This window comes from Pseudomonas sp. AL 58 (genome assembly GCF_036348395.1).
Taxonomy (GTDB): domain Bacteria; phylum Pseudomonadota; class Gammaproteobacteria; order Pseudomonadales; family Pseudomonadaceae; genus Aquipseudomonas; species Aquipseudomonas defluvii.
Window position 1 is genome coordinate 413661 of sequence record NZ_JAZBQR010000004.1, and the last position, 19505, is coordinate 433165.

The 19505-nt window shown below is 60.1% G+C and carries 22 protein-coding genes; 14 read left to right on the forward strand and 8 right to left on the reverse strand.

Going from position 1 to position 19505, the window contains the following annotated elements:
- Positions 1 to 47 precede the first annotated feature (47 nt).
- Entirely contained in the window at positions 48 to 461 is a 414-nt protein-coding gene (locus UIA24_RS07320; protein ID WP_065759088.1) for a PA0061/PA0062 family lipoprotein, read from the reverse strand.
- A gap of 65 nt (positions 462 to 526) precedes the next feature.
- On the opposite strand from UIA24_RS07320, the gene UIA24_RS07325 reads away from it, so the two are divergent.
- Positions 527 to 1612 (forward strand): aminopeptidase, encoded by a 1086-nt coding sequence (locus UIA24_RS07325; protein ID WP_330522509.1) that lies wholly within the window; start codon positions 527 to 529, stop codon positions 1610 to 1612.
- Between the two features lie 27 nt (positions 1613 to 1639).
- On the opposite strand, the gene UIA24_RS07330 is transcribed toward UIA24_RS07325, so the two are convergent.
- Both UIA24_RS07330 and UIA24_RS07335 read right to left on the reverse strand, forming a co-directional pair.
- Positions 1640 to 2284: an HAD family hydrolase gene (locus tag UIA24_RS07330; RefSeq protein ID WP_330522510.1), complete on the reverse strand. Its 645-nt coding sequence runs from the start codon at positions 2282 to 2284 to the stop codon at positions 1640 to 1642.
- Between the two features lie 28 nt (positions 2285 to 2312).
- Positions 2313 to 2861, reverse strand: coding sequence for a gamma carbonic anhydrase family protein (locus tag UIA24_RS07335; RefSeq protein ID WP_065759086.1), 549 nt, complete (start codon positions 2859 to 2861; stop codon positions 2313 to 2315).
- Between the two features lie 99 nt (positions 2862 to 2960).
- Between UIA24_RS07335 and prlC the strand changes: the two genes are divergently transcribed.
- The 4 genes from prlC (at position 2961) to UIA24_RS07355 (ending at position 7280) form a co-directional block, all read left to right on the forward strand.
- Entirely contained in the window at positions 2961 to 5012 is a 2052-nt protein-coding gene (gene prlC, locus UIA24_RS07340) for an oligopeptidase A (RefSeq protein WP_330522511.1), read from the forward strand.
- Positions 5009 to 5296, forward strand: a complete 288-nt coding sequence (locus tag UIA24_RS07345; protein WP_065759084.1) for a YheV family putative zinc ribbon protein — start codon at positions 5009 to 5011, stop codon at positions 5294 to 5296. Before prlC ends, UIA24_RS07345 begins: the two co-directional genes overlap by 4 nt.
- A gap of 89 nt (positions 5297 to 5385) precedes the next feature.
- Positions 5386 to 6444, forward strand: a complete 1059-nt coding sequence (locus tag UIA24_RS07350) for a PA0069 family radical SAM protein (RefSeq protein ID WP_102052995.1) — start codon at positions 5386 to 5388, stop codon at positions 6442 to 6444.
- Positions 6445 to 6560: 116 nt separating this feature from the next.
- Positions 6561 to 7280 (forward strand): carbonic anhydrase, encoded by a 720-nt coding sequence (locus UIA24_RS07355; protein ID WP_065759082.1) that lies wholly within the window; start codon positions 6561 to 6563, stop codon positions 7278 to 7280.
- A 48-nt stretch (positions 7281 to 7328) separates the two neighbouring features.
- Here UIA24_RS07355 and UIA24_RS07360 read toward each other — a convergent pair whose 3' ends face one another.
- Entirely contained in the window at positions 7329 to 7976 is a 648-nt protein-coding gene (locus UIA24_RS07360) for a hypothetical protein (RefSeq protein WP_065759081.1), read from the reverse strand.
- A gap of 363 nt (positions 7977 to 8339) precedes the next feature.
- Between UIA24_RS07360 and coxB the strand changes: the two genes are divergently transcribed.
- The 4 genes from coxB (at position 8340) to UIA24_RS07380 (ending at position 12631) form a co-directional block, all read left to right on the forward strand.
- A complete protein-coding gene (gene coxB / locus UIA24_RS07365; protein ID WP_065759080.1) occupies positions 8340 to 9467 on the forward strand; it encodes a cytochrome c oxidase subunit II in 1128 nt (375 codons plus the stop codon).
- Between the two features lie 70 nt (positions 9468 to 9537).
- The gene (ctaD, locus tag UIA24_RS07370; protein ID WP_065759079.1) at positions 9538 to 11130 is read left to right on the forward strand and encodes a cytochrome c oxidase subunit I; all 1593 of its coding nucleotides are present in this window, start codon (positions 9538 to 9540) and stop codon (positions 11128 to 11130) included.
- 31 nt (positions 11131 to 11161) lie between these two features.
- On the forward strand, positions 11162 to 11731 hold the full coding sequence (locus UIA24_RS07375) for a cytochrome c oxidase assembly protein (protein ID WP_065759078.1): 570 nt from the start codon (positions 11162 to 11164) through the stop codon (positions 11729 to 11731).
- Between the two features lie 12 nt (positions 11732 to 11743).
- A complete protein-coding gene (locus UIA24_RS07380) occupies positions 11744 to 12631 on the forward strand; it encodes a cytochrome c oxidase subunit 3 (RefSeq protein WP_065759077.1) in 888 nt (295 codons plus the stop codon).
- Between the two features lie 6 nt (positions 12632 to 12637).
- Here the strand turns inward: UIA24_RS07380 and UIA24_RS07385 are convergent, their stop codons facing one another.
- Positions 12638 to 12841 carry a twin transmembrane helix small protein gene (locus tag UIA24_RS07385; RefSeq protein WP_065759076.1) on the reverse strand — a complete coding sequence of 68 codons (204 nt, stop codon included), beginning with the start codon at positions 12839 to 12841 and terminating at the stop codon, positions 12638 to 12640.
- Positions 12842 to 12901: 60 nt separating this feature from the next.
- On the opposite strand from UIA24_RS07385, the gene UIA24_RS07390 reads away from it, so the two are divergent.
- The 5 genes from UIA24_RS07390 to UIA24_RS07410 are packed head-to-tail and all read left to right on the forward strand — an operon-like array spanning position 12902 to position 16806.
- The gene (locus UIA24_RS07390) at positions 12902 to 13642 is read left to right on the forward strand and encodes an SURF1 family protein (RefSeq protein ID WP_065759075.1); all 741 of its coding nucleotides are present in this window, start codon (positions 12902 to 12904) and stop codon (positions 13640 to 13642) included.
- Entirely contained in the window at positions 13608 to 14201 is a 594-nt protein-coding gene (locus tag UIA24_RS07395; protein WP_330522512.1) for a hypothetical protein, read from the forward strand. The genes UIA24_RS07390 and UIA24_RS07395 overlap by 35 nt, the downstream gene beginning before the upstream one ends.
- 9 nt (positions 14202 to 14210) lie before the next feature.
- Positions 14211 to 15293, forward strand: a complete 1083-nt coding sequence (locus UIA24_RS07400; RefSeq protein ID WP_102052992.1) for a COX15/CtaA family protein — start codon at positions 14211 to 14213, stop codon at positions 15291 to 15293.
- Positions 15278 to 16177: a heme o synthase gene (gene cyoE / locus UIA24_RS07405; RefSeq protein WP_065759072.1), complete on the forward strand. Its 900-nt coding sequence runs from the start codon at positions 15278 to 15280 to the stop codon at positions 16175 to 16177. Before UIA24_RS07400 ends, cyoE begins: the two co-directional genes overlap by 16 nt.
- The gene (locus tag UIA24_RS07410) at positions 16174 to 16806 is read left to right on the forward strand and encodes an SCO family protein (RefSeq protein WP_102052991.1); all 633 of its coding nucleotides are present in this window, start codon (positions 16174 to 16176) and stop codon (positions 16804 to 16806) included. Before cyoE ends, UIA24_RS07410 begins: the two co-directional genes overlap by 4 nt.
- A 46-nt stretch (positions 16807 to 16852) precedes the next feature.
- Here the strand turns inward: UIA24_RS07410 and UIA24_RS07415 are convergent, their stop codons facing one another.
- From UIA24_RS07415 to UIA24_RS07425, 3 genes are read right to left on the reverse strand one after another with little or no spacing between them, the layout of a single operon-like run.
- Positions 16853 to 17626 carry a MetQ/NlpA family ABC transporter substrate-binding protein gene (locus UIA24_RS07415; protein ID WP_102052990.1) on the reverse strand — a complete coding sequence of 258 codons (774 nt, stop codon included), beginning with the start codon at positions 17624 to 17626 and terminating at the stop codon, positions 16853 to 16855.
- 60 nt (positions 17627 to 17686) lie between these two features.
- Positions 17687 to 18358, reverse strand: coding sequence for a methionine ABC transporter permease (locus tag UIA24_RS07420; protein ID WP_099773241.1), 672 nt, complete (start codon positions 18356 to 18358; stop codon positions 17687 to 17689).
- Positions 18358 to 19365, reverse strand: a complete 1008-nt coding sequence (locus UIA24_RS07425) for a methionine ABC transporter ATP-binding protein (RefSeq protein ID WP_065759068.1) — start codon at positions 19363 to 19365, stop codon at positions 18358 to 18360. Before UIA24_RS07425 ends, UIA24_RS07420 begins: the two co-directional genes overlap by 1 nt.
- Positions 19366 to 19505: the final 140 nt, after the last annotated feature.

A 19505-nucleotide genomic window follows, 5' to 3' on the forward strand; every position in this document is an offset into this window, starting at 1 on the left:
TCTCCAATGGCAGGTTTCAAAGTTCAAGCATAGCGCCATTAGGCACTTCAGGTGCGTTGACAGCCTGCCGGTAGCCCCTTGCCAACCACCCGATGTTGCTCATCATAGAGTTTCACCCAGGGGTTCAAGCCGGTACTCCCCGCCTTTAGCTGGTAGCGCTGACCGGCATTGAAGTCCTTGTATTTCACATTCAGCTGGCAATCGCGCCACAGCGGCTCGCTGACCGGGCCGATGTTACCGGGCGCGACCGGGAACTGATAACGCACCGTCAGCTCATGGCTGCCGGGGGAGACTTCAAAGTAGCGTTTGTCGGCCCAGCTACGCTCGTCCACTTCTACCGCATGCAGTGACTCGTCCGGATGGGGTGTCAGGTCGATCCAGGCCTGGTTGGGGTCGGGTGCGGGAAGGCCTGCGCAACCGGACAGAATCAGCAGGCTGCAGGCAACAAACATCGTACGCATGGCAAAACTCCGGGTTGGCAGGATAGTCTTGGGGCGACAAGGACTTGAGCGGGACGCCTGGCGTCATGATTCGACTGATTTTTTTGCTGCGCTCAGGTCTCCGGGTACTCGACCGCAGCAGCCGACTGTTGGTTCCCCTGTCAGCGCTTTTGCTGCTCAGCGGTTGTTCCAGCCTCGGCTACTACAGCCAGTTGGCCAGCGGCCAGTGGCACCTGCTGCAAGCCCGCGAGCCTGTGGCCGAGATCATCGCCGACCCCGCGCGCGATGCGACCTTGCGCAAGCATCTGGCGCAGGCAGAGCAGGCCCGGGCCTTCGCCAGTACGCAACTGAAGCTGCCGGACAACCGCAGTTATCGGGTGTACGCCGATATTGGTCGGCCGTTTGTGGTGTGGAACGTGTTCGCAACCCCCGAGTTTGACCTCGAACCCCTCACTCATTGTTTTCCTGTTGCCGGTTGTGTGGCCTATCGCGGCTACTACAGCCAGAGCGCGGCGCGCGGTGCTGCGGCACTGGCCCGGCAGCAAGGGCAGGATGTCTACATTGGCGGCGTACAAGCCTATTCGACACTGGGCTGGTTCGATGACCCTATCCTCAGTTCGATGATGGGTTGGGGGGATGAGCGTTTGGCCACGTTGATCTTTCATGAACTGGCCCACCAGCGCGTGTATGTGAAGGATGACACCGAGTTCAACGAATCTTTTGCCACCTTCGTCGAGCAGGAAGGCACGCGCCAATGGCGCAAGGCGCGCAACCTGCCGCCGCTGCAGGACAGTGCCAGCCAACAGCGCGACCAGTTCACGGGCCTGGTGTTGGCCAGCCGTGAGCGCTTGAAGGCACTGTACGCTGAACCACTGGCAGTACCGGCCAAACGTGCGGCGAAAGCGGCCGAATTCGAGCGCTTGCGTCGGGAGTACCGGGCGTTGCGCGATACTGCGTGGGGCGGTGTTGGCCGGTTTGATGCCTGGGTTGAATCACCGCTGAACAACGCCAAGCTTTTGCCCTTCGGCCTGTATGACCAGTGGGTGCCGGCGTTTGCCGCGTTGTTCAAGCAGGTGAATGGCGATTGGACGGCCTTTTACGCCGCTGCGGAGGCGTGGGGGCGGTTGCCGCCAGTGCAACGCAAGCAGGCGCTGGTGAATGCCTCGCACTGACAGACACGGCCTTGCCATCTGCGCGCGTTACAGAAAGGCTCGATGCAGTTCGCTCAGCGTGGCGAAGTGGTAGGCCGGTTGTTCGGCGCTGAGTTCCTCGAAGCTGCCAAAGCCATACCCCACGGCTGCTGCGTCCAGGCCGTTGCGACGGGCGCCGATCAGGTCGTGTTTGCGGTCACCGATCATCAGGGTTTGCGCCGGCTCCAGTTGCTCTTGCTCAAGCAGGTGGGCGATCAGTTCGATCTTGTCGGTGCGGGTGCCGTCCAGTTCACTGCCGTAGATCACCTTGAAGTGGCGATCGAACTCGAAGTGCCTGGCGATTTCGCGGGCGTACACCCAAGGCTTTGAGGTCGCGATGTACAGCGTCCTGCCCTGCCCTTCCAGCGCCTGCAACAGTTCGCCCACACCCTCGAAGACGCGGTTCTCGTAAAGCCCGGTGACTTTGAAACGCTCGCGGTAGAAATTCACCGCATCCCAGGCGCGCGCTTCGTCAAAGTCATAGAACTGCATGAAGGCCTGCAGCAATGGCGGGCCGATGAAGTGCTCCAGGCGGCTCAAGTCTGGTTCGTCGATGCCCAGTTTGCTCAACGCATACTGGATCGAGCGGGTGATGCCTTCGCGCGGATCGGTCAGGGTGCCGTCCAGGTCGAAGAGAATGTTCTGATAGTGCATGGCAATCTCTGTTGGGCTGTGGATAACGTCATTCCGGGCGATCGTAGCCTTCAGCCAGGTGCTGGTCCTTGAGCTTGACGTAGTTGGCGGCGCTGTAAGGGAAGAAGGCGCGCTCCTTGTCGGTCAGCGGGCGTGCCTGCTTGACCGGGCTGCCAACATAGAGGAAGCCGCTTTCCAGGCGCTTGCCCGGGGGCACCAGGCTGCCTGCCCCGATGATCACCTCATCCTCGACCACCGCACCGTCCATGATCGTGCTGCCCATGCCCACCAGGATCCGGTTGCCAAGTGTGCAGCCGTGCAGCATGACCTTGTGGCCGATGGTCACGTCGTCGCCGATCAGCAGCGGGAAGCCGTCCGGGTTGAAGGGGCCTGCGTGGGTGATATGCAACACGCTGGCATCCTGCACGCTGGTGCGCGCACCGATACGGATACGGTGCATGTCGCCACGAATCACGGTCAGTGGCCAGACAGAGCTGTCGTCGCCGATCTCGACATCACCCAGCACGACCGCCGAGCGGTCGACAAAGGCCCGTTCGCCCAGGCGTGGCGTGTGGTTCTGGAAACTGCGGATGGCCATGATCGTTTCCTTGTATGGCATGTATAACTTTGGATAGCTGCGGGGAGCGCTGATTGTAATTAAGATGGGCCTGTGTTTCTTCTGCCAAGGTGTTTAACCGTGAGTGCGAACAACCCGCTTCTGCAGTCCTACGACCTGCCGCCCTTCTCGGCGATCCGTGCCGAGCATGTGCTGCCGGCGATTGAACAGATCCTGGCCGACAACCGTAGTGCCATCGCCGCCATTCTGAAATCCCAGGGTGAGAACCCCACCTGGGAAGGCCTGGTCTTGGCCATGGATGAACTCAACGACCGTCTGGGCGCGGCCTGGAGCCCGGTCAGCCACCTCAATGCAGTGTGCAACAGTGCCGAACTGCGCGAGGCCTACGAGTCTTGCTTGCCCGCACTTAGCGCCTACGCCACCGAGCTTGGGCAGAACCGCGAGCTGTTCCAGGCTTATCAGGCCCTGGCCGCCAGCCCGGCGGCGGCACACTTCGATGTGGCGCAGAAAACCATCATCGAACACGCCCTGCGTGACTTCCGTCTGTCGGGTATCGACCTGCCTGCAGACAAGCAACAGCGTTATGCCGAGGTCCAGAGCAAGTTGTCGGAACTGGGCAGCCGGTTCTCCAACCAACTGTTGGACGCGACCCAGGCCTGGACCAAGCACGTTACTGACGAAGCGGCTCTGGCTGGCCTGACCGATTCGGCCAAGGCGCAAATGGCCGCAGCAGCCCAGGCCAAGGGCCTCGATGGTTGGCTGATCAGCCTGGAGTTCCCAAGCTATTACGCCGTGATGACCTACGCCCAGGATCGCGCCCTGCGTGAAGAAGTCTACGCCGCGTACTGCACCCGTGCGTCCGACCAGGGCCCCAATGCTGGCCAGTTCGACAATGGCCCGGTGATGAGCGAAATCCTCGACCTGCGTCAGGAGTTGGCCGGCCTGCTTGGTTTCGCCAACTTCGCCGAGTTGAGCCTGGCGACCAAGATGGCCGAGTCCAGCGATCAGGTGTTGAGTTTCCTGCGTGATCTGGCCAAACGCAGCAAGCCGTTCGCGGCTCAGGATCTGGCTCAGCTCAAGGCCTACGCGGCCGAGCAAGGGTGTGCCGATCTGCAGAGCTGGGACAGCGGTTACTTTGGCGAGAAGCTGCGTGAGCAGCGCTACAGCGTTTCCCAGGAAACCCTGCGTGCCTACTTCCCGATCGATAAGGTGCTGACCGGCCTGTTCGCCATCGTTCAGCGTTTGTACGGCATCGAAATTACCGAACTCAAAGGTTTCGACAGCTGGCACCCGGACGTGCGTCTTTTCGAGATCAAGGAGCACGGCCAGCACGTCGGGCGCTTCTTCTTCGACCTGTATGCACGCGCCAACAAACGCGGCGGTGCCTGGATGGACGGCGCTCGCGACCGTCGGCGCACCGCAACGGGTGATCTGCAGAACCCTGTCGCCAACCTGGTGTGCAACTTCACCCCGGCAGCGCCCGGCAAGCCAGCGTTGCTGACCCACGATGAAGTTACCACGCTGTTCCACGAGTTCGGCCACGGCCTGCACCACCTGCTGACGCGCATCGAGCATGCAGGTGTTTCCGGTATCAATGGTGTGGCGTGGGACGCGGTCGAGTTGCCGAGCCAGTTCATGGAAAACTGGTGCTGGGATCCTGAAAGCCTGGCGCTGATTTCCGGGCATTACGAAACCGGCGAAGCACTGCCCAAGGACCTGCTGGAGAAAATGCTGGCGGCGAAGAACTTCCAGTCCGGTCTGATGATGCTGCGCCAACTGGAGTTTTCGCTGTTCGACTTTGAACTGCATGCTCACCATGGCGATGGTCGCAGCGTGATGGAGGTGCTTGAGAGCATCCGTGACGAAGTCTCGGTCATGCGTCCCCCTGCGTATAACCGCTTCCCCAACAGCTTTGCGCACATCTTTGCTGGCGGCTATGCCGCGGGTTACTACAGCTATAAGTGGGCCGAAGTGCTCTCGGCGGACGCGTTTTCGCGTTTTGAAGAGGAAGGTGTACTGAACGCTGAAACCGGACGTGCTTTCCGTGAGGCGGTGCTGGCGCGTGGTGGTTCGCAGGAGCCGATGCTGCTGTTCGTCGACTTCCGTGGCCGTGAGCCGTCAATCGATGCACTCTTGCGTCACAGTGGTCTGAGTGAGGATGTGGCGGCATGAGCGAAGCGCATGTGAATGTGAATGTAACGAAACGACGCTTTATCGCCGGTGCTGTTTGCCCGGCATGCAGTGAGCCGGACAAGTTGATGATGTGGAGCGAAGACAGCGTCCCACACCGTGAGTGCGTAGCCTGCGGTTTCACCGATACCCTCAATGAACAGGGCTTGTCGGTACCGAAGGAGCTCGGCACGCGGGTCAATCATGTCGAGCTCAAGCCGGCCAGGCCTGCGGTGCAGACGGTTCAGTTCTTTCCGAACCCGAAGCTGAAGAAGCCAGCCGAGTAATCGGTTCGGCAGTGCCAGGCGCCAGGCGGCTCTGGTAATTGGTTATCGCCCTCTATACTGTATATAAAAACAGTATAGAGGGCGTTTTTATGTCCACTCCACTCCCCGTGCGTGGCCGCGGTACTGCGAGCAATCCGCACAACCGCTTCGCGCCGAACCGCTCGGTGGTCGAGGATGACGGCTGGTATCAGGAAGTCCCGCTCACGCAGGGTACTGAAGTCCGTATCGAAACAGCCAAGACCATCATCACCCGCAACAGCTCGCCAGACCTGCCCTTCGACCGTTCTATCAACCCTTACCGGGGCTGTGAACATGGTTGCATCTACTGCTATGCACGGCCCAGTCATGCGTATTGGGACCTGTCGCCAGGGCTGGACTTCGAGACCAAGCTGATCGCCAAGACCAATGCGGCCGCTGTGCTGGAACAGCAACTCTCCAAGCCGGGTTACGTCTGTGCGCCGATCAACCTGGGTTCCAATACCGACCCTTATCAGCCGATCGAACGCGAGCAGAAGCTGACCCGTCGTCTGCTGGAGGTGCTGTTGCGCTACCGCCACCCGGTCACGATAGTGACCAAGGGTTCGCTGATCCTGCGTGACCTGGACCTGTTGGCCGAGCTGGCCCAGCAGCGATTGGTGAGGGTAATGATCAGCCTCACCACGCTCGACGATGAGCTCAAGCGTGTTCTGGAACCCCGGGCGGCGGCACCGAAGGCCCGCTTGCGGGCCATTCGGGTCATGCGCGAGGCAGGTGTTCCGGTGGGCGTGCTGTGCTCGCCAATGATTCCGATGATCAATGACAGTGAGCTTGAACGGCTGCTGGAAGCGGCCAAGGGTGCGGGGGCCTTGAGCGCTGCGTACATGCTGTTGCGCTTGCCTTTGGAGGTCGCGCCGCTGTTCGAGCAGTGGCTGCACGACCACTACCCGCAACGGGCTGCCCATGTGCTCAGCCTGATTCGTCAGAGTCGAGGCGGTGACTTGTACGACAGCCGATTCGGTGCGCGGATGCGTGGTGAGGGGGTGTTTGCCGAACTGTTGGCGCAACGCTTCAGCACGGCGATCCGTCGTCTGGGGCTGAACCGGCGCGAAGGGCCTGGGCTGGATTGCAGCGCGTTTTGCCCCCCTGGGGGGCAATTGTCTTTGCTGTGAATGAGGCTTGCGGTTGTGATGGGTGAGTCAGTGACGTCATCTAATCGTCACGCTTTGCCTGAATCAATATCCCGTTAATATGGCATTAACGTTCAAACCGTCACAGAGGATAAATCATGCAAGACAAGGAACCCTCTCCGTCCGGCCCGGTGGTTGATGCCAACGATGCCGACGCGGCACTCAAGCATATCGTCGACGGCTTTCTGCGTTTTCATCATGAGGTCTTTCCGCAACAGGAAGAGCTGTTCAAGAAGCTCGCCACCGCGCAGAAACCACGAGCGATGTTCATCACCTGTGCAGACTCGCGGATTGTCCCTGAACTGATCACTCAGAGCTCGCCGGGCGACCTGTTCGTAACCCGTAATGTCGGTAACGTGGTGCCGCCCTACGGGCAAATGAACGGCGGTGTTTCCACCGCGATCGAATACGCTGTCATGGCGCTTGGTGTGCACCACATCATCGTCTGTGGCCACTCTGATTGTGGTGCGATGCGTGCGGTACTGAACCCGCAGAGCCTGGAGAAAATGCCGACCGTAAAGGCCTGGTTGCGCCATGCCGAGGTCGCCAGGACGGTTGTCGAGGACAACTGCCATTGCAGCACTGAGCATGAAAGCATGCAGGTGCTGACCAAGGAAAACGTGATTGCGCAATTGCAGCATTTGCGCACACATCCTTCGGTAGCCTCGCGCATGGCGGCCGGCCAGTTGTTCATCCATGGCTGGATTTACAACATCGAGACCAGCGAGATCAGTGCTTACGATGCTGAGCACGACGCGTTCCTGCCGTTGACCGTCGGGCAACCTATTCCCTGCGCGACCCCCAAGGGGCGTTTCTAGCTACGTGCGCCTGACCCTGCCGGCAAGTCCGGCAGCTCAGGCGTGTGTTCAGGCTGATTGGTCGAGGTCCAGGCCCACGCCCAGTTGGCGAGACAGGCACGGCCAGCGCTTCCAGGCGGCACCGGTATCCGGGCTGCTGAGTTTCTCTCGGTAGGCTTCCACCGACTCCAGGGCGAAGCTTTCCTCATTGAGCAGGTTATCCACAGAGTGGTGTACCACTTCGTCCAATTGGTTGGCGAAGCTTTCGCCGATCAGTTGGTGGGCGATCAGGTTGGCGACCGTGGTGTCCAGCGGAATCAGTGGCTGCTGGAAGTGCTTGATGTACACGTCGTTCACTTCCTCGACCAGGCGATGGGCCAGGTAGGCTTCATCGAGCAGGCTGTCGAGGCCGACATGGCCCTCCAAGATCGTTGGCGGCGTGACGAAATACGCCTCGGCGATCATCAACACCGGTTTGATCTGCGATTCGATGCCCGCTTCACGAGCAACGTCGTGGGCGGCTTCCAATACCTCTGGCACCTGATCGATGTAGGCGCTGACGAAACGTGTCAGTACGCCCTGAGCATCCTGTTCCGGCAGTTGGATCGCCGGGTGCAGGTGTGGCAATTGCTGTGCGAGTTGCTGTTTCAGCTGGCCGGTTTCGGCTTCATGTTGATGGGCACGGGTGATCTGCTCGCGCAATGCGGCGATGTTCATGACAACTCCAGGGACAAAGGATTACAAACGGAAGACATAAGGTAGCTCGGTTCTGCGAGCGATTAAGACGCATTTTTCATAATCAGAGGACACTTATAGTCTGAGGTTATATTGACCTGCCAACACGCTGGTATTGGTCGTTGGTTGTGGACGACACGCCGATCATTTGCCCCTTGTGCTGAATTTTTCCTGTCGATTGCGCGGTCAGGGTCGCTGTCTATACTCCGGTTGAAAGTGATTGGCTGACGAGGCCCGACTGCATTGCAGCAGGGGCTCGGCCCCAAAGTGTGCAGTCTTGGCCGCCGTACCCTTAGCCGTAGGTCCATGCCTCCGGGATAACAAGAACGATAAGGGGAACCCGCAATGATGCGACATCCACATGTCTGGATGGGCCTCCTGTTGTGGTCGGTATTCGGTCAGGCACACGCCGCCTGGACTGTGAATATGGCGCCGGGTGCGACTGAGGTCAGCAACGCAGTCTTCGACCTGCACATGACCATCTTCTGGATCTGCGTGATCATCGGCCTGGTGGTCTTCGGCGCGATGTTCTGGTCGATGATCATCCACCGTCGTTCCACCGGGCAGGAGCCGGCTCATTTCCATGAGCACACCTGGGTGGAGATCCTCTGGACCGTAGTGCCCTTTCTGATTCTCGTGGCCATGGCCATTCCGGCCACGAAAACGCTGATCGATATCTACGATGCCAGTGAGTCAGACCTGGATGTTCAGGTCACCGGCTACCAGTGGAAATGGCATTACAAGTACCTGGGCCAGGATGTCGAGTTCTTCAGCAACCTGGCCACGCCCGCCGATCAGATCCATAACAAGTCACCCAAGGACGAGCATTACCTGCTCGAAGTGGATCAGCCGCTGGTGCTGCCGGTCGACGCCAAGGTGCGCTTTCTGGTGACCGCAGCCGATGTCATTCACTCCTGGTGGATGCCGGCCTTCGCCGTGAAGCGTGATGCGATTCCGGGCTTCGTCAACGAGGCCTGGACCCGGGTCAAGAAGCCCGGAATCTACCGGGGCCAATGCACGGAGCTGTGTGGCAAGGACCATGGCTTCATGCCGATCGTGGTCGAGGTCAAGTCCAAGCCCGACTTCGATGCCTGGCTGGCCGAACGCAAGGCTGAGAGCGCCAAGCTTAAGGAGCTGACCAGTAAGGAATGGACGCTGCAGGAACTGGTGGAGCGCGGCGACAAGGTTTACCACACCACCTGCGTGGCCTGTCACCAGGCCGAGGGGCAAGGCCTGCCGCCGATGTTCCCGGCGCTCAAGGGCTCGAAAATCGCCACCGGGCCTAAGGAGGGGCACTTGAATATCGTGTTCCACGGCAAGCCCGGCACGGCGATGGCTGCGTTCGGCAAGCAGCTGTCGGAAGTGGATATTGCTGCGGTGGTGACCTACGAGCGCAACGCCTGGGGTAACAACAAGGGCGACATGGTCACACCCAAGGATGTACTGGCGCTCAAGCAGGCAGAAAGCCAATGAACCGGCCCTTCGTCGGAACTCGCGTTGGCCGCGTGGCCAGCCACGTACAGCGGATTGCAGGAGACAGGACATGAGTGCAGTGATCGACGACCACGGTCATGCCGGCGCTGACCACGCCCACGGCCCGGCCAAGGGCCTGATGCGCTGGGTGCTGACTACCAACCATAAAGACATCGGCACGATGTACCTGTGGTTCAGCTTCTGTGCATTCCTGTTGGGCGGCTCGTTTGCCATGGTGATCCGCGCCGAACTGTTCCAGCCGGGTCTGCAGATCGTTCAGCCGGAGTTCTTCAACCAGATGACCACCATGCACGGCCTGGTGATGGTCTTCGGTGCCGTGATGCCGGCCTTCGTCGGGTTGGCCAACTGGATGATTCCGCTGATGATCGGTGCGCCGGACATGGCGCTGCCGCGGATGAACAACTTCAGCTTCTGGCTGTTGCCTGCGGCCTTCCTGCTGCTGGTCTCGACCCTGTTCATGCCGGGTGGCGGACCGAACTTCGGTTGGACCTTCTACGCGCCGCTGTCGACCACCTATGCGCCGGAGAGTGTGACCTTCTTCATCTTCGCCATCCACCTGATGGGTATCAGCTCGATCATGGGGGCGATCAACGTCATCGCGACCATTCTCAACTTGCGCGCACCCGGCATGACCCTGATGAAAATGCCGTTGTTCGTCTGGACCTGGCTGATTACCGCGTTCTTGCTGATCGCCGTGATGCCGGTGCTGGCCGGGGTGGTGACGATGATGCTGATGGACATCCATTTTGGCACCAGCTTCTTCAGCGCCGCTGGCGGTGGCGATCCGGTGCTGTTCCAGCACGTGTTCTGGTTCTTCGGCCATCCCGAGGTGTACATCATGATCTTGCCGGCTTTCGGCGCGGTCAGTTCGATCATTCCGGCGTTTTCGCGCAAGCCGCTGTTTGGTTACACCTCGATGGTCTACGCCACCGGTGCGATTGCCTTCCTGTCCTTCATTGTCTGGGCGCACCACATGTTCGTGGTCGGTATTCCGGTGGTCGGCGAGCTGTTCTTCATGTACGCCACCATGTTGATAGCAGTGCCTACCGGGGTGAAGGTGTTCAACTGGGTGAGCACCATGTGGCAGGGCTCGCTGACCTTCGAGACGCCCATGCTGTTTGCCGTGGCCTTCGTGATTCTGTTCACCATCGGTGGTTTCTCCGGGCTGATGCTGGCCATTGCCCCGGCGGACTTCCAATACCACGACACGTACTTTGTGGTCGCGCATTTCCACTACGTGCTGGTGCCGGGGGCGATCTTCGGGATCTTCGCCTCGGCCTACTACTGGCTGCCGAAGTGGACCGGGCACATGTATGACGAAACGCTGGGCAAGCTGCACTTCTGGCTGTCGTTCATTGGCATGAACATGGCCTTCTTCCCGATGCATTTTGTTGGCCTGGCGGGCATGCCCCGGCGGATTCCGGACTACAACCTGCAGTTCGCCGACTTCAACATGATCTCCTCGATTGGTGCGTTCACCTTCGGCGCCACGCAGCTCTTCTTCCTGTTCATCGTCATCAAGTGCATTCGGGGCGGCAAACCGGCCCCGGCCAAACCCTGGGACGGAGCGGACGGCCTGGAGTGGACGATCCCTTCGCCTGCGCCTTACCACACGTTCGTGACCCCGCCGGAGGTCAAATGAACAGCGCTTTGGGCGGTTCAGGGAGCGAGCCATGAGCGGGCAACTCGCCATGCGGACACTGATCGTCCGGCTGATGCTGCTGGCGGTGGTGATGTTCGTCTTTGGTTTTGCCCTGGTGCCGATCTACGACGTCATGTGCAAGGCCTTCGGCATCAACGGCAAGACCGGCGGGCAGTACGAGGGCAGCCAGGTCAGTGATCCGAGCCGTACGGTGAAGGTGCAGTTCATGTCGACCAATGCCAGCGACATGGTCTGGGACTTCTACTCCAAGGCCGATCAGCTGGATGTGCATCCTGGCGCGGTGAACCAGATGATTTTCGTGGCCCGCAACCCCAGCAACCGGCCGATGACGGCCCAGGCGATTCCGAGTATTTCGCCGGCTGAGGCGGCGGCGTATTTCCACAAGACCGAATGCTTTTGTTTCAGCCAGCAGGTGTTGCAACCGGGTGAGCGCATCGAAATGCCGGTGCGGTTCATTGTTGACCGTGACCTGCCCAAGGATGTGAAGCACCTGACACTGGCGTACACGCTGTTCGATATCACCGCTCGTCAGCCGCCGGTGGCTCAGGTGGCCGGCCAGGCTTACCAGGGCGCTCGATAAGGAGAACACCCCATGGCTTCACATCAGCACTACTACGTACCGGCGCAGAGCAAGTGGCCGATCATTGCCACGATCGGGATGTTGATCACTGTGTTCGGCCTGGGTACCTGGTTCAACGACATGAAGGCTGGTCGTCCCGATTCCCATGGGCCGCTGATCTTCTTCGTCGGGGCGCTGTTTCTGGCTTACATGCTGTTTGGCTGGTTCGGTTCGGTGGTCAGGGAAAGTCGAGCGGGGCTATACAGCCCACAACTGGATCGCTCATTCCGCTGGGGAATGTCCTGGTTCATCTTCTCTGAAGTGATGTTTTTCCTCGCCTTCTTCGGCGCATTGTTCTACGTGCGCACGCTGGCCGGGCCATGGTTGGGCGGTGATGGTGCCAAGGGCGTGACACACATGCTGTGGCCAAACTTCGAGTTTGCCTGGCCGCTGTTGCAGACCCCTGATCCGAAATTGTTTCCGCCGCCCAGGGAGGTCATCGACCCTTGGCATCTGCCGCTGATCAACACCATCTTGCTGGTCAGCTCGAGTGTCACTGTCACCATCGCTCACCACGCGTTGAGGAAGGACCATCGTGGACCGCTCAAACTGTGGCTTGGCCTGACCATCCTGTTGGGGATCTCTTTCCTGATACTGCAGGCCTACGAGTATCACGAGGCCTACACCGAGCTCGGTTTGACACTGGGGTCGGGGATCTACGGAGCAACCTTTTTCATGCTCACCGGTTTCCATGGTGCCCACGTGACACTGGGCACGGTGATCCTGCTGGTGATGTTCATCCGCATCCTGCGTGGGCACTTCAATGCCGACAAGCACTTCGGGTTCGAGGCCGCCAGCTGGTACTGGCACTTCGTCGATGTGGTCTGGGTGGGTCTGTTTATCTTCGTGTACGTGCTTTAGCCGGGCTTACCAAGGGGCGTGGGAAACCAGTTGGCCGCTGTAGAGGCCCCATGTGATGAGTAGCAGGGTGGCGGCGGCCAGGCTCACCCGAATGGTGAGTGCTTTGAGCAGGCGGGTCGAGTGTCCTTCGTCCTTGACCAGAAAGACCAGGCCGCTGAACAGGCTGGCGATGGTCGCCAGCAGCATCAGGACAATCGCGGCTTTTAGCATGGCGAAACTCCGGGGGGATGCGATGACATTCAGTATAGCGACTGACCGTGGGGTGGCCGGGTGAAGCCGTTCCGGCCCGGTGTACTGCCGACCCTGGTAGTGCTTTTGCTACTGCCCGGTCTGGTGGCGCTTGGCTGTTGGCAATTGAGCCGTGCCGAGCAGAAGCGTCAGTTGCTGGCCACGTATGCCGAGCGCCGCAGCGCCGATCCGGTGGCCGCTGCGCGGTTGCCGCTGATTGAGGATGCAGCCTATCGGCGGGTCAGGCTCTATGGCCGTTTCGACGCGCAGTACAGCCTGTTGCTGGATAACCGGATGCGTGATGGCCGCCCGGGCGTCGAGGTGCTGCAACCGTTCCATGACCAGCCCAGTGGGCTGTGGCTGCTGGTCAACCGTGGCTGGTTGCCGTGGCCTGATCGACGTACGCCCGTGTCCTTCAGCACGCCGGATCAACCCTTGAGTCTGGAGGCTTGGGTCTATGTGTCGCCCGGTGCGGCATTTCAACTGCAGGTCGATCCACAGGGCGGTGCCTGGCCGCATTTGGTGACCGCCGTAGACGCCACGCAGTTCTGGTCACAACTGCAACGCGAAGGTTTTGCCCACGAATTACGCCTTGAGCCTGGTCCTGCAGCCTTCAGGCTGGACTGGCCGGTGGTTGTCATGGGCCCGGAAAAACACCTGGGCTACGCCGTGCAGTGGTTTGCCCTGGCGCTGGCCTTGATCGCGCTCTACCTCTACTTCGGCTGGCATAACAACAAGGAGAAACGCCATGGGGACCGTCATGAATCCATCCAGCACCTCTGACCTCAAGGCTCCGCAAGGGCGTGGGCGTGGTCGGTTGCAACTGCTGTTGATCCTGTTGCTGACGATCGGGCCGATGATTCTCGCTACCGGCATGTACAAGTTTCAGTTTTGGGTGCCTGACAGCCGTATCTACCACGGGGAGCTGATCGGCAATGGTCAGAGCCGCGCCGACCTTGGCGTGCAGGCTGACGAGCAACGCTGGCAGCTATTGGTCAGCGCGCCGAATGATTGCGCCATGGACTGCCAGCAACTGGTCTATCTAGCCCGGCAGATTCAAATTGGCCTGGGGCGCGATGCCAGCCGCGCAAGCCATGCCTTGGCCGTCGGACAAGCGTTGGCATCGGACTATCAGGCCACGCTTGCACGTGAATACCCGCAACTGCAGCGCTACCCGCTGGACCTTGCTCAGTATGGCCGGATGAGCCAGGGCAAACCGGACGCTCAACTGTGGATTATCGATCCTCACGGCAACCTGGTGCTGCGTTACGACGCCAGGGCCAACGGCAAGGACGTGCTCAACGACCTGCGCCAGTTGTTGAAGCTTTCTAACATTGGTTAGGAGATGGTCATGGCCAGACCCGGTTATCGCCTTGCAGTGTTTGCTACGTTGTTGGCACTGGTGGTCATCTTGCTCGGTGCCTATACCCGCCTGACCCATGCCGGGCTTGGCTGCCCTGACTGGCCGGGCTGTTACGGTTTCCTCAGCGTGCCGAAGACCGAAGCGCAGTTGGCGCATGCCGAGTTGCATTATCCCGATGTGCCGGTGGAGGCCCATAAGGGCTGGAACGAAATGATCCACCGCTATTTTGCCGGGACCCTGGCGCTGGTGATTTCGATGCTTGCTGTGCAGGCGATCCGTCGTCATGGGCGCGATGGCCAGCCTTTCAAACTGCCCTTGGTGCTGCTGGGGGTGGTGGTGGCACAGGCGGCGTTTGGCATGTGGACCGTCACCCTCAAATTGTGGCCGCAGGTCGTGACGGCGCATCTGCTGGGCGGTTTCACCACCCTTGGCCTGTTGTTTCTGTTGAGCCTGCGCCTGTCACACGCGTTTGCCCCGCTACCGCTTTTGCCCGTGCGTTTACGCCGTCTTGCGGCCTTGTCGTTAGTGATGGTGATAGGCCAGATTGCCCTGGGTGGCTGGGTCAGTGCCAACTATGCGGCCATGGCCTGTATCGATGTGCCTACCTGTCATGGCCAGTGGTGGCCGACGGCCGACTTCGCCAATGGTTTCCACCTGACCCAGCATATCGGTCCGAATTACCTGGGTGGGCAGTTGGACAGCGATGCGCGTACGGCCATCCATATCACTCACCGCCTCGGCGCCTTGTTGGTGACCGGTACCCTGCTGGCACTGGCCTGGCAATTGCGCCGGTTTGGCCTCACGCGGTTGGCGGCTCTGGTGCTGGCGGTGCTGGCGGTACAGATCAGCCTGGGTATCAGCAACGTGCTGCTCCACCTGCCATTGGCCGTGGCCGTGGCCCATAACGCCGGGGGGGCAGCCCTGCTTCTGACCCTGGTTCTGGTCAATTACTGCACCCGCCGTGTGGCTCAACCGAAAGTGCGTCGTGTGGGCCGCGAATGGCGACTGCGGCCTCTCAGTGCCGGGGGCGTTGTGCACTATCTGGGGGATAATCCATGGCAACGCTTCTGACTGAGGGCCGTAGCCAGGCAGGTTGGCGTGACTACCTTGAGTTGACCAAACCCAAGGTTGTGCTGCTGATGCTGATCACCTCGCTGGTCGGCATGTTTCTGGCCACCCGGGCAGGCGTACCGTGGACGGTGCTGATCTTTGGCAATCTCGGAATTGCGTTTTGTGCGGGTGCAGCGGCAGCGGTCAATCATGTACTGGACCGGCGCATTGATGCATTGATGGCCCGCACCCATAAACGTCCGCTGGTTGCGGGACGCGTGGCGCCTACCGCCGCACTGGCATTTGCCCTCTTGCTCGGCGTGCTGGGCATGGTCCTGCTGTTGACCTTTACCAATGCCCTCACCGCTTGGCTCACCCTGGCCTCATTGTTGGGGTATGCCGTGATCTATACCGGCTTTCTGAAGCGCGCAACACCGCAGAACATTGTTATCGGCGGCCTGGCCGGTGCGGCGCCACCGTTGCTGGGCTGGGTGGCCGTCAGTGGGCACCTCAGTGCTGAGCCCCTGCTGCTGGTACTGATCATCTTCGCCTGGACCCCGCCGCATTTCTGGGCCTTGGCCATTCACCGCAAGCACGAGTACGCCTTGGCAGATATTCCCATGCTGCCCGTGACCCATGGCGAGCACTACACCAAGGTTCACATCGTGCTCTACACCTTGATGCTACTGGCGGTCAGCCTGCTGCCCTATGCCATCCATATGAGTGGGCCGCTCTATCTCGGTTGTGCCCTGCTGTTGGGCGCGCGCTTCCTGCAGTGGGCGTGGGTGTTGTACCGTGGCAGTCGGCCGCACGCGGCGATCAAGACCTTCAAGTACTCTATCTACTACTTGTTCCTGTTGTTCATCGCGCTGCTTGTAGACCATTACCTACTGTTGAACCTATGACCCGAACCCAGAAAACAGTCTTTATCCTCGTTGCCCTGGTTGCCATCGTACTGGGGCTTACCATCAACAAAGTGATCACCACCAAAGGCCAGGCCAACCCCGCCGAGCTGATTGATGCCGGGATCATTCTGTTGCCGCAAAGTCGCAGTGTGCCTGCGCTGGAAATGACCGACCAGAATGGCCAGCCTGTGACGATGGACCAGTTGAAAGGCAAATGGTCATTGCTGTTCTTCGGCTACACCTTCTGCCCGGACGTTTGCCCGACCACCTTGGCGCAACTGCGTCAGGTAAAGAGCGAATTGCCAAAAGAAGCGGCCGAGCGCTTGCAGGTGGTTCTGGTCAGTGTTGATCCGAACCGCGACACGCCAACTCAGCTCAAGCAGTACCTGGGGTACTTCGATACGGAGTTTCGTGGCGTGACAGGCTCATTGGAGACGACCCAGAAGCTGGCCAATGCGCTGAGCATTCCGTTCATTCCGGCCGACACCAGCAAGCCGAACTACACGGTTGACCACAGCGGCAACCTGGCCCTGCTGGGGCCGGACGGGAAGCAACGTGGTTTCATTCGCGCGCCCTTCAACAACCAGAAACTGATTGTCCAGTTGCCGGGGTTGGTCAAGCGTGATTGAGGGGGGATGTGCTGGAGCCGGTCAAACCGGCTCCAGCAGGTAGGACTTAGAACGCTGGAACGACAGCGCCTTTGTACTTATCAAGGATGAACTGCTTCACCGCTGGGCTATGCAGTGCGCCAACCAGTTTCTTCATGGCGTCGGAGTCCTTGTTGTCCGGGCGGGCAACCAGAATGTTGACGTAAGGCGAGTCGCTGCCTTCGATGATCAGCGCATCCTTGGCTGGGTCCAGCTTGGCTTCCAGCGCGTAGTTGGTGTTGATCAGCGCCAGGTCGACCTGGGTCAGGACGCGCGGCAGGGTCGCGGCTTCCAGTTCGCGGATCTTCAGGCCTTTCGGGTTCTCGGCGATGTCTTTCGGCGTGGACAGGATGTTCTTGGCATCCTTGAGCTTGATCAGGCCCGCTTTCTCCAGCAGCAGCAATGCACGGCCGCCGTTAGTGGCGTCGTTAGGGATCACCACGTTGGCGCCCGACGGGATCTCGTCCAGCTTCTTGTACTTGCTCGAGTAGGCGCCCAGTGGCTCTAGGTGCACGCCGGCAACGCTGACCAGGTTGGTGCCCTTGCCCTTGTTGAATTCATCCAGGTACGGCTGATGCTGGAAGAAGTTGGCGTCCAGACGCTTCTCGGCAACCTGTACGTTAGGCTGGATGTAGTCGGTGAAGACCTTCACTTTCAGGTCCACGCCGTCTTTGGCCAGGCTCGGTTTGACGAACTCAAGGATCTCGGCGTGCGGCACGGCGGTCGCAGCGACGGTCAGGGTTTCGGCCGCCTGGGCGGAGAAGGCCGCAACGGCGGCGACAACAGCAAGCAGTTTTTTCATTCATCACTCCTTGTGAGGGCCGTTACGGCCCCCGGGTGTCGGCATGGCCGACCCATGGGGTTATTTACGGGAAAAATGCACAACCAGTTTGTCGCCGACGCTCTGCAGTACTTGAACCAGTACCAGCAACAGGACCACGGTGACCACCATGACATCAGTCTGGAACCGCTGATAGCCAAAGCGGATAGCCAGGTCACCCAGCCCACCAGCGCCGACGACGCCGGCCATGGCGGTGTACGACACCAGGGTGATGGCGGTGACGGTGATTGCCGCGAAAATACCTGGCCGAGCTTCTGGCAGCAGCGCGTTGACGATGATCTGTCGCGTGGTGGCACCCATGGCTTGCGTGGCTTCGATAATGCCCCGGTCGACTTCACGCAAGGCGGTTTCCACCAGGCGCGCGAAGAACGGTGTGGCTCCGACCACCAGCGGTGGAATGGCCCCGGCGACGCCCAGCGAGGTGCCGGTAATCAGTACGGTGATCGGGATCATCACGATCAGCAGAATGATGAACGGCAGCGAACGCAGGATGTTGACGATCAGCGACAACAGCGCATACACGCGCTTTTCTTCAAACAGCTGGCGCGGGCCGCAGAGAAACAGCAGCACGCCCAGCGGCAGGCCGAGCAGCACGGTGAAGAACAGCGAACCGCCGAGCATGATCATGGTGTCGACGGTGGCCAACCAGATTTCACTCCAGTCGACGTTGGCAAAGAAATTCAGGGCGTCCATTAACGCAGTACCTCCATATGAACGTCAGCCGCGTGGAAGCGGGCAAACGCCGCGTCCATATCACCACCGGTGATGGCCAGGGTCAGTTGCCCATAGGGAGTGTCCTTGATGCGGTCGATGCGTCCGGCCAGGATGCTGTAGTCCACCCCGGTTTCACGGGCGACGGTACCCAGCAGCGGCGCATAGGTGGCATCGCCCTGGAAAGTCAATCGCACGATCCGGCCCGGTACATGGGCAAAGTCGTCGCGCTGTTCGTTTTCGTCGATCTGTTCGTCTTCTTGAACGAATCGCTTTGTGGTCGGGTGCTTGGGGTGCAGGAACACGTCTGCCACCGGGCCATGCTCGACGATCTGCCCGGCGTCCATCACGGCCACCTGATCGCAGACGCGACGGATTACATCCATTTCATGGGTAATCAGGACGATGGTCAGGTTCAGCTCACGGTTGATCTCGGCCAGCAGTTGCAGCACCGAGGCGGTGGTCTGCGGGTCAAGGGCACTGGTGGCTTCGTCGCACAGCAGGATCTTCGGCTTGGTCGCCAGGGCGCGGGCAATGCCAACGCGCTGCTTTTGCCCGCCAGACAGTTGCGCCGGGTATTTCCTGGCGTGTTCGCTCAGGCCGACACGGGCCAGCAGCTCGCTGACGCGGGTGTCGATTTCACTGCGCGACAGCTCACCGGCCAAGGTCAATGGCAGGGCAACGTTGTCAGCAACCGTCTTGGACGCCAGCAGGTTGAAGTGCTGGAAGATCATCCCGACCTGTTGCCGGAAGCGGCGCAGCTCGTTGGCATTGAACGCGGTGACATCTTCACCGTCGACGATGATTTTCCCGCCGCTAGGGGCTTCCAGGCGGTTGATCAGGCGCAGCAAGGTACTTTTGCCTGCACCGGAATGGCCGATCAGGCCGAATACCTGCCCGTTCTCGACTCGCAGGTCGGTCGAATGCAGGGCGGGGATATCCTTACCGGCAACGCGGTAGGTTTTATGGACGTTTTGAAACTCGATCACGTAGCGAACCTTGTGGGGCGCATGAATTAGGGTCAGCGGATGGCCGGGCGCGCATTTTAGCCTGTTCACATAGAGGTTCTTAGCATTTATTTCGTAAACAACCAACGATACGGGAATAACGCGATCAGTGGTCAGTTGAG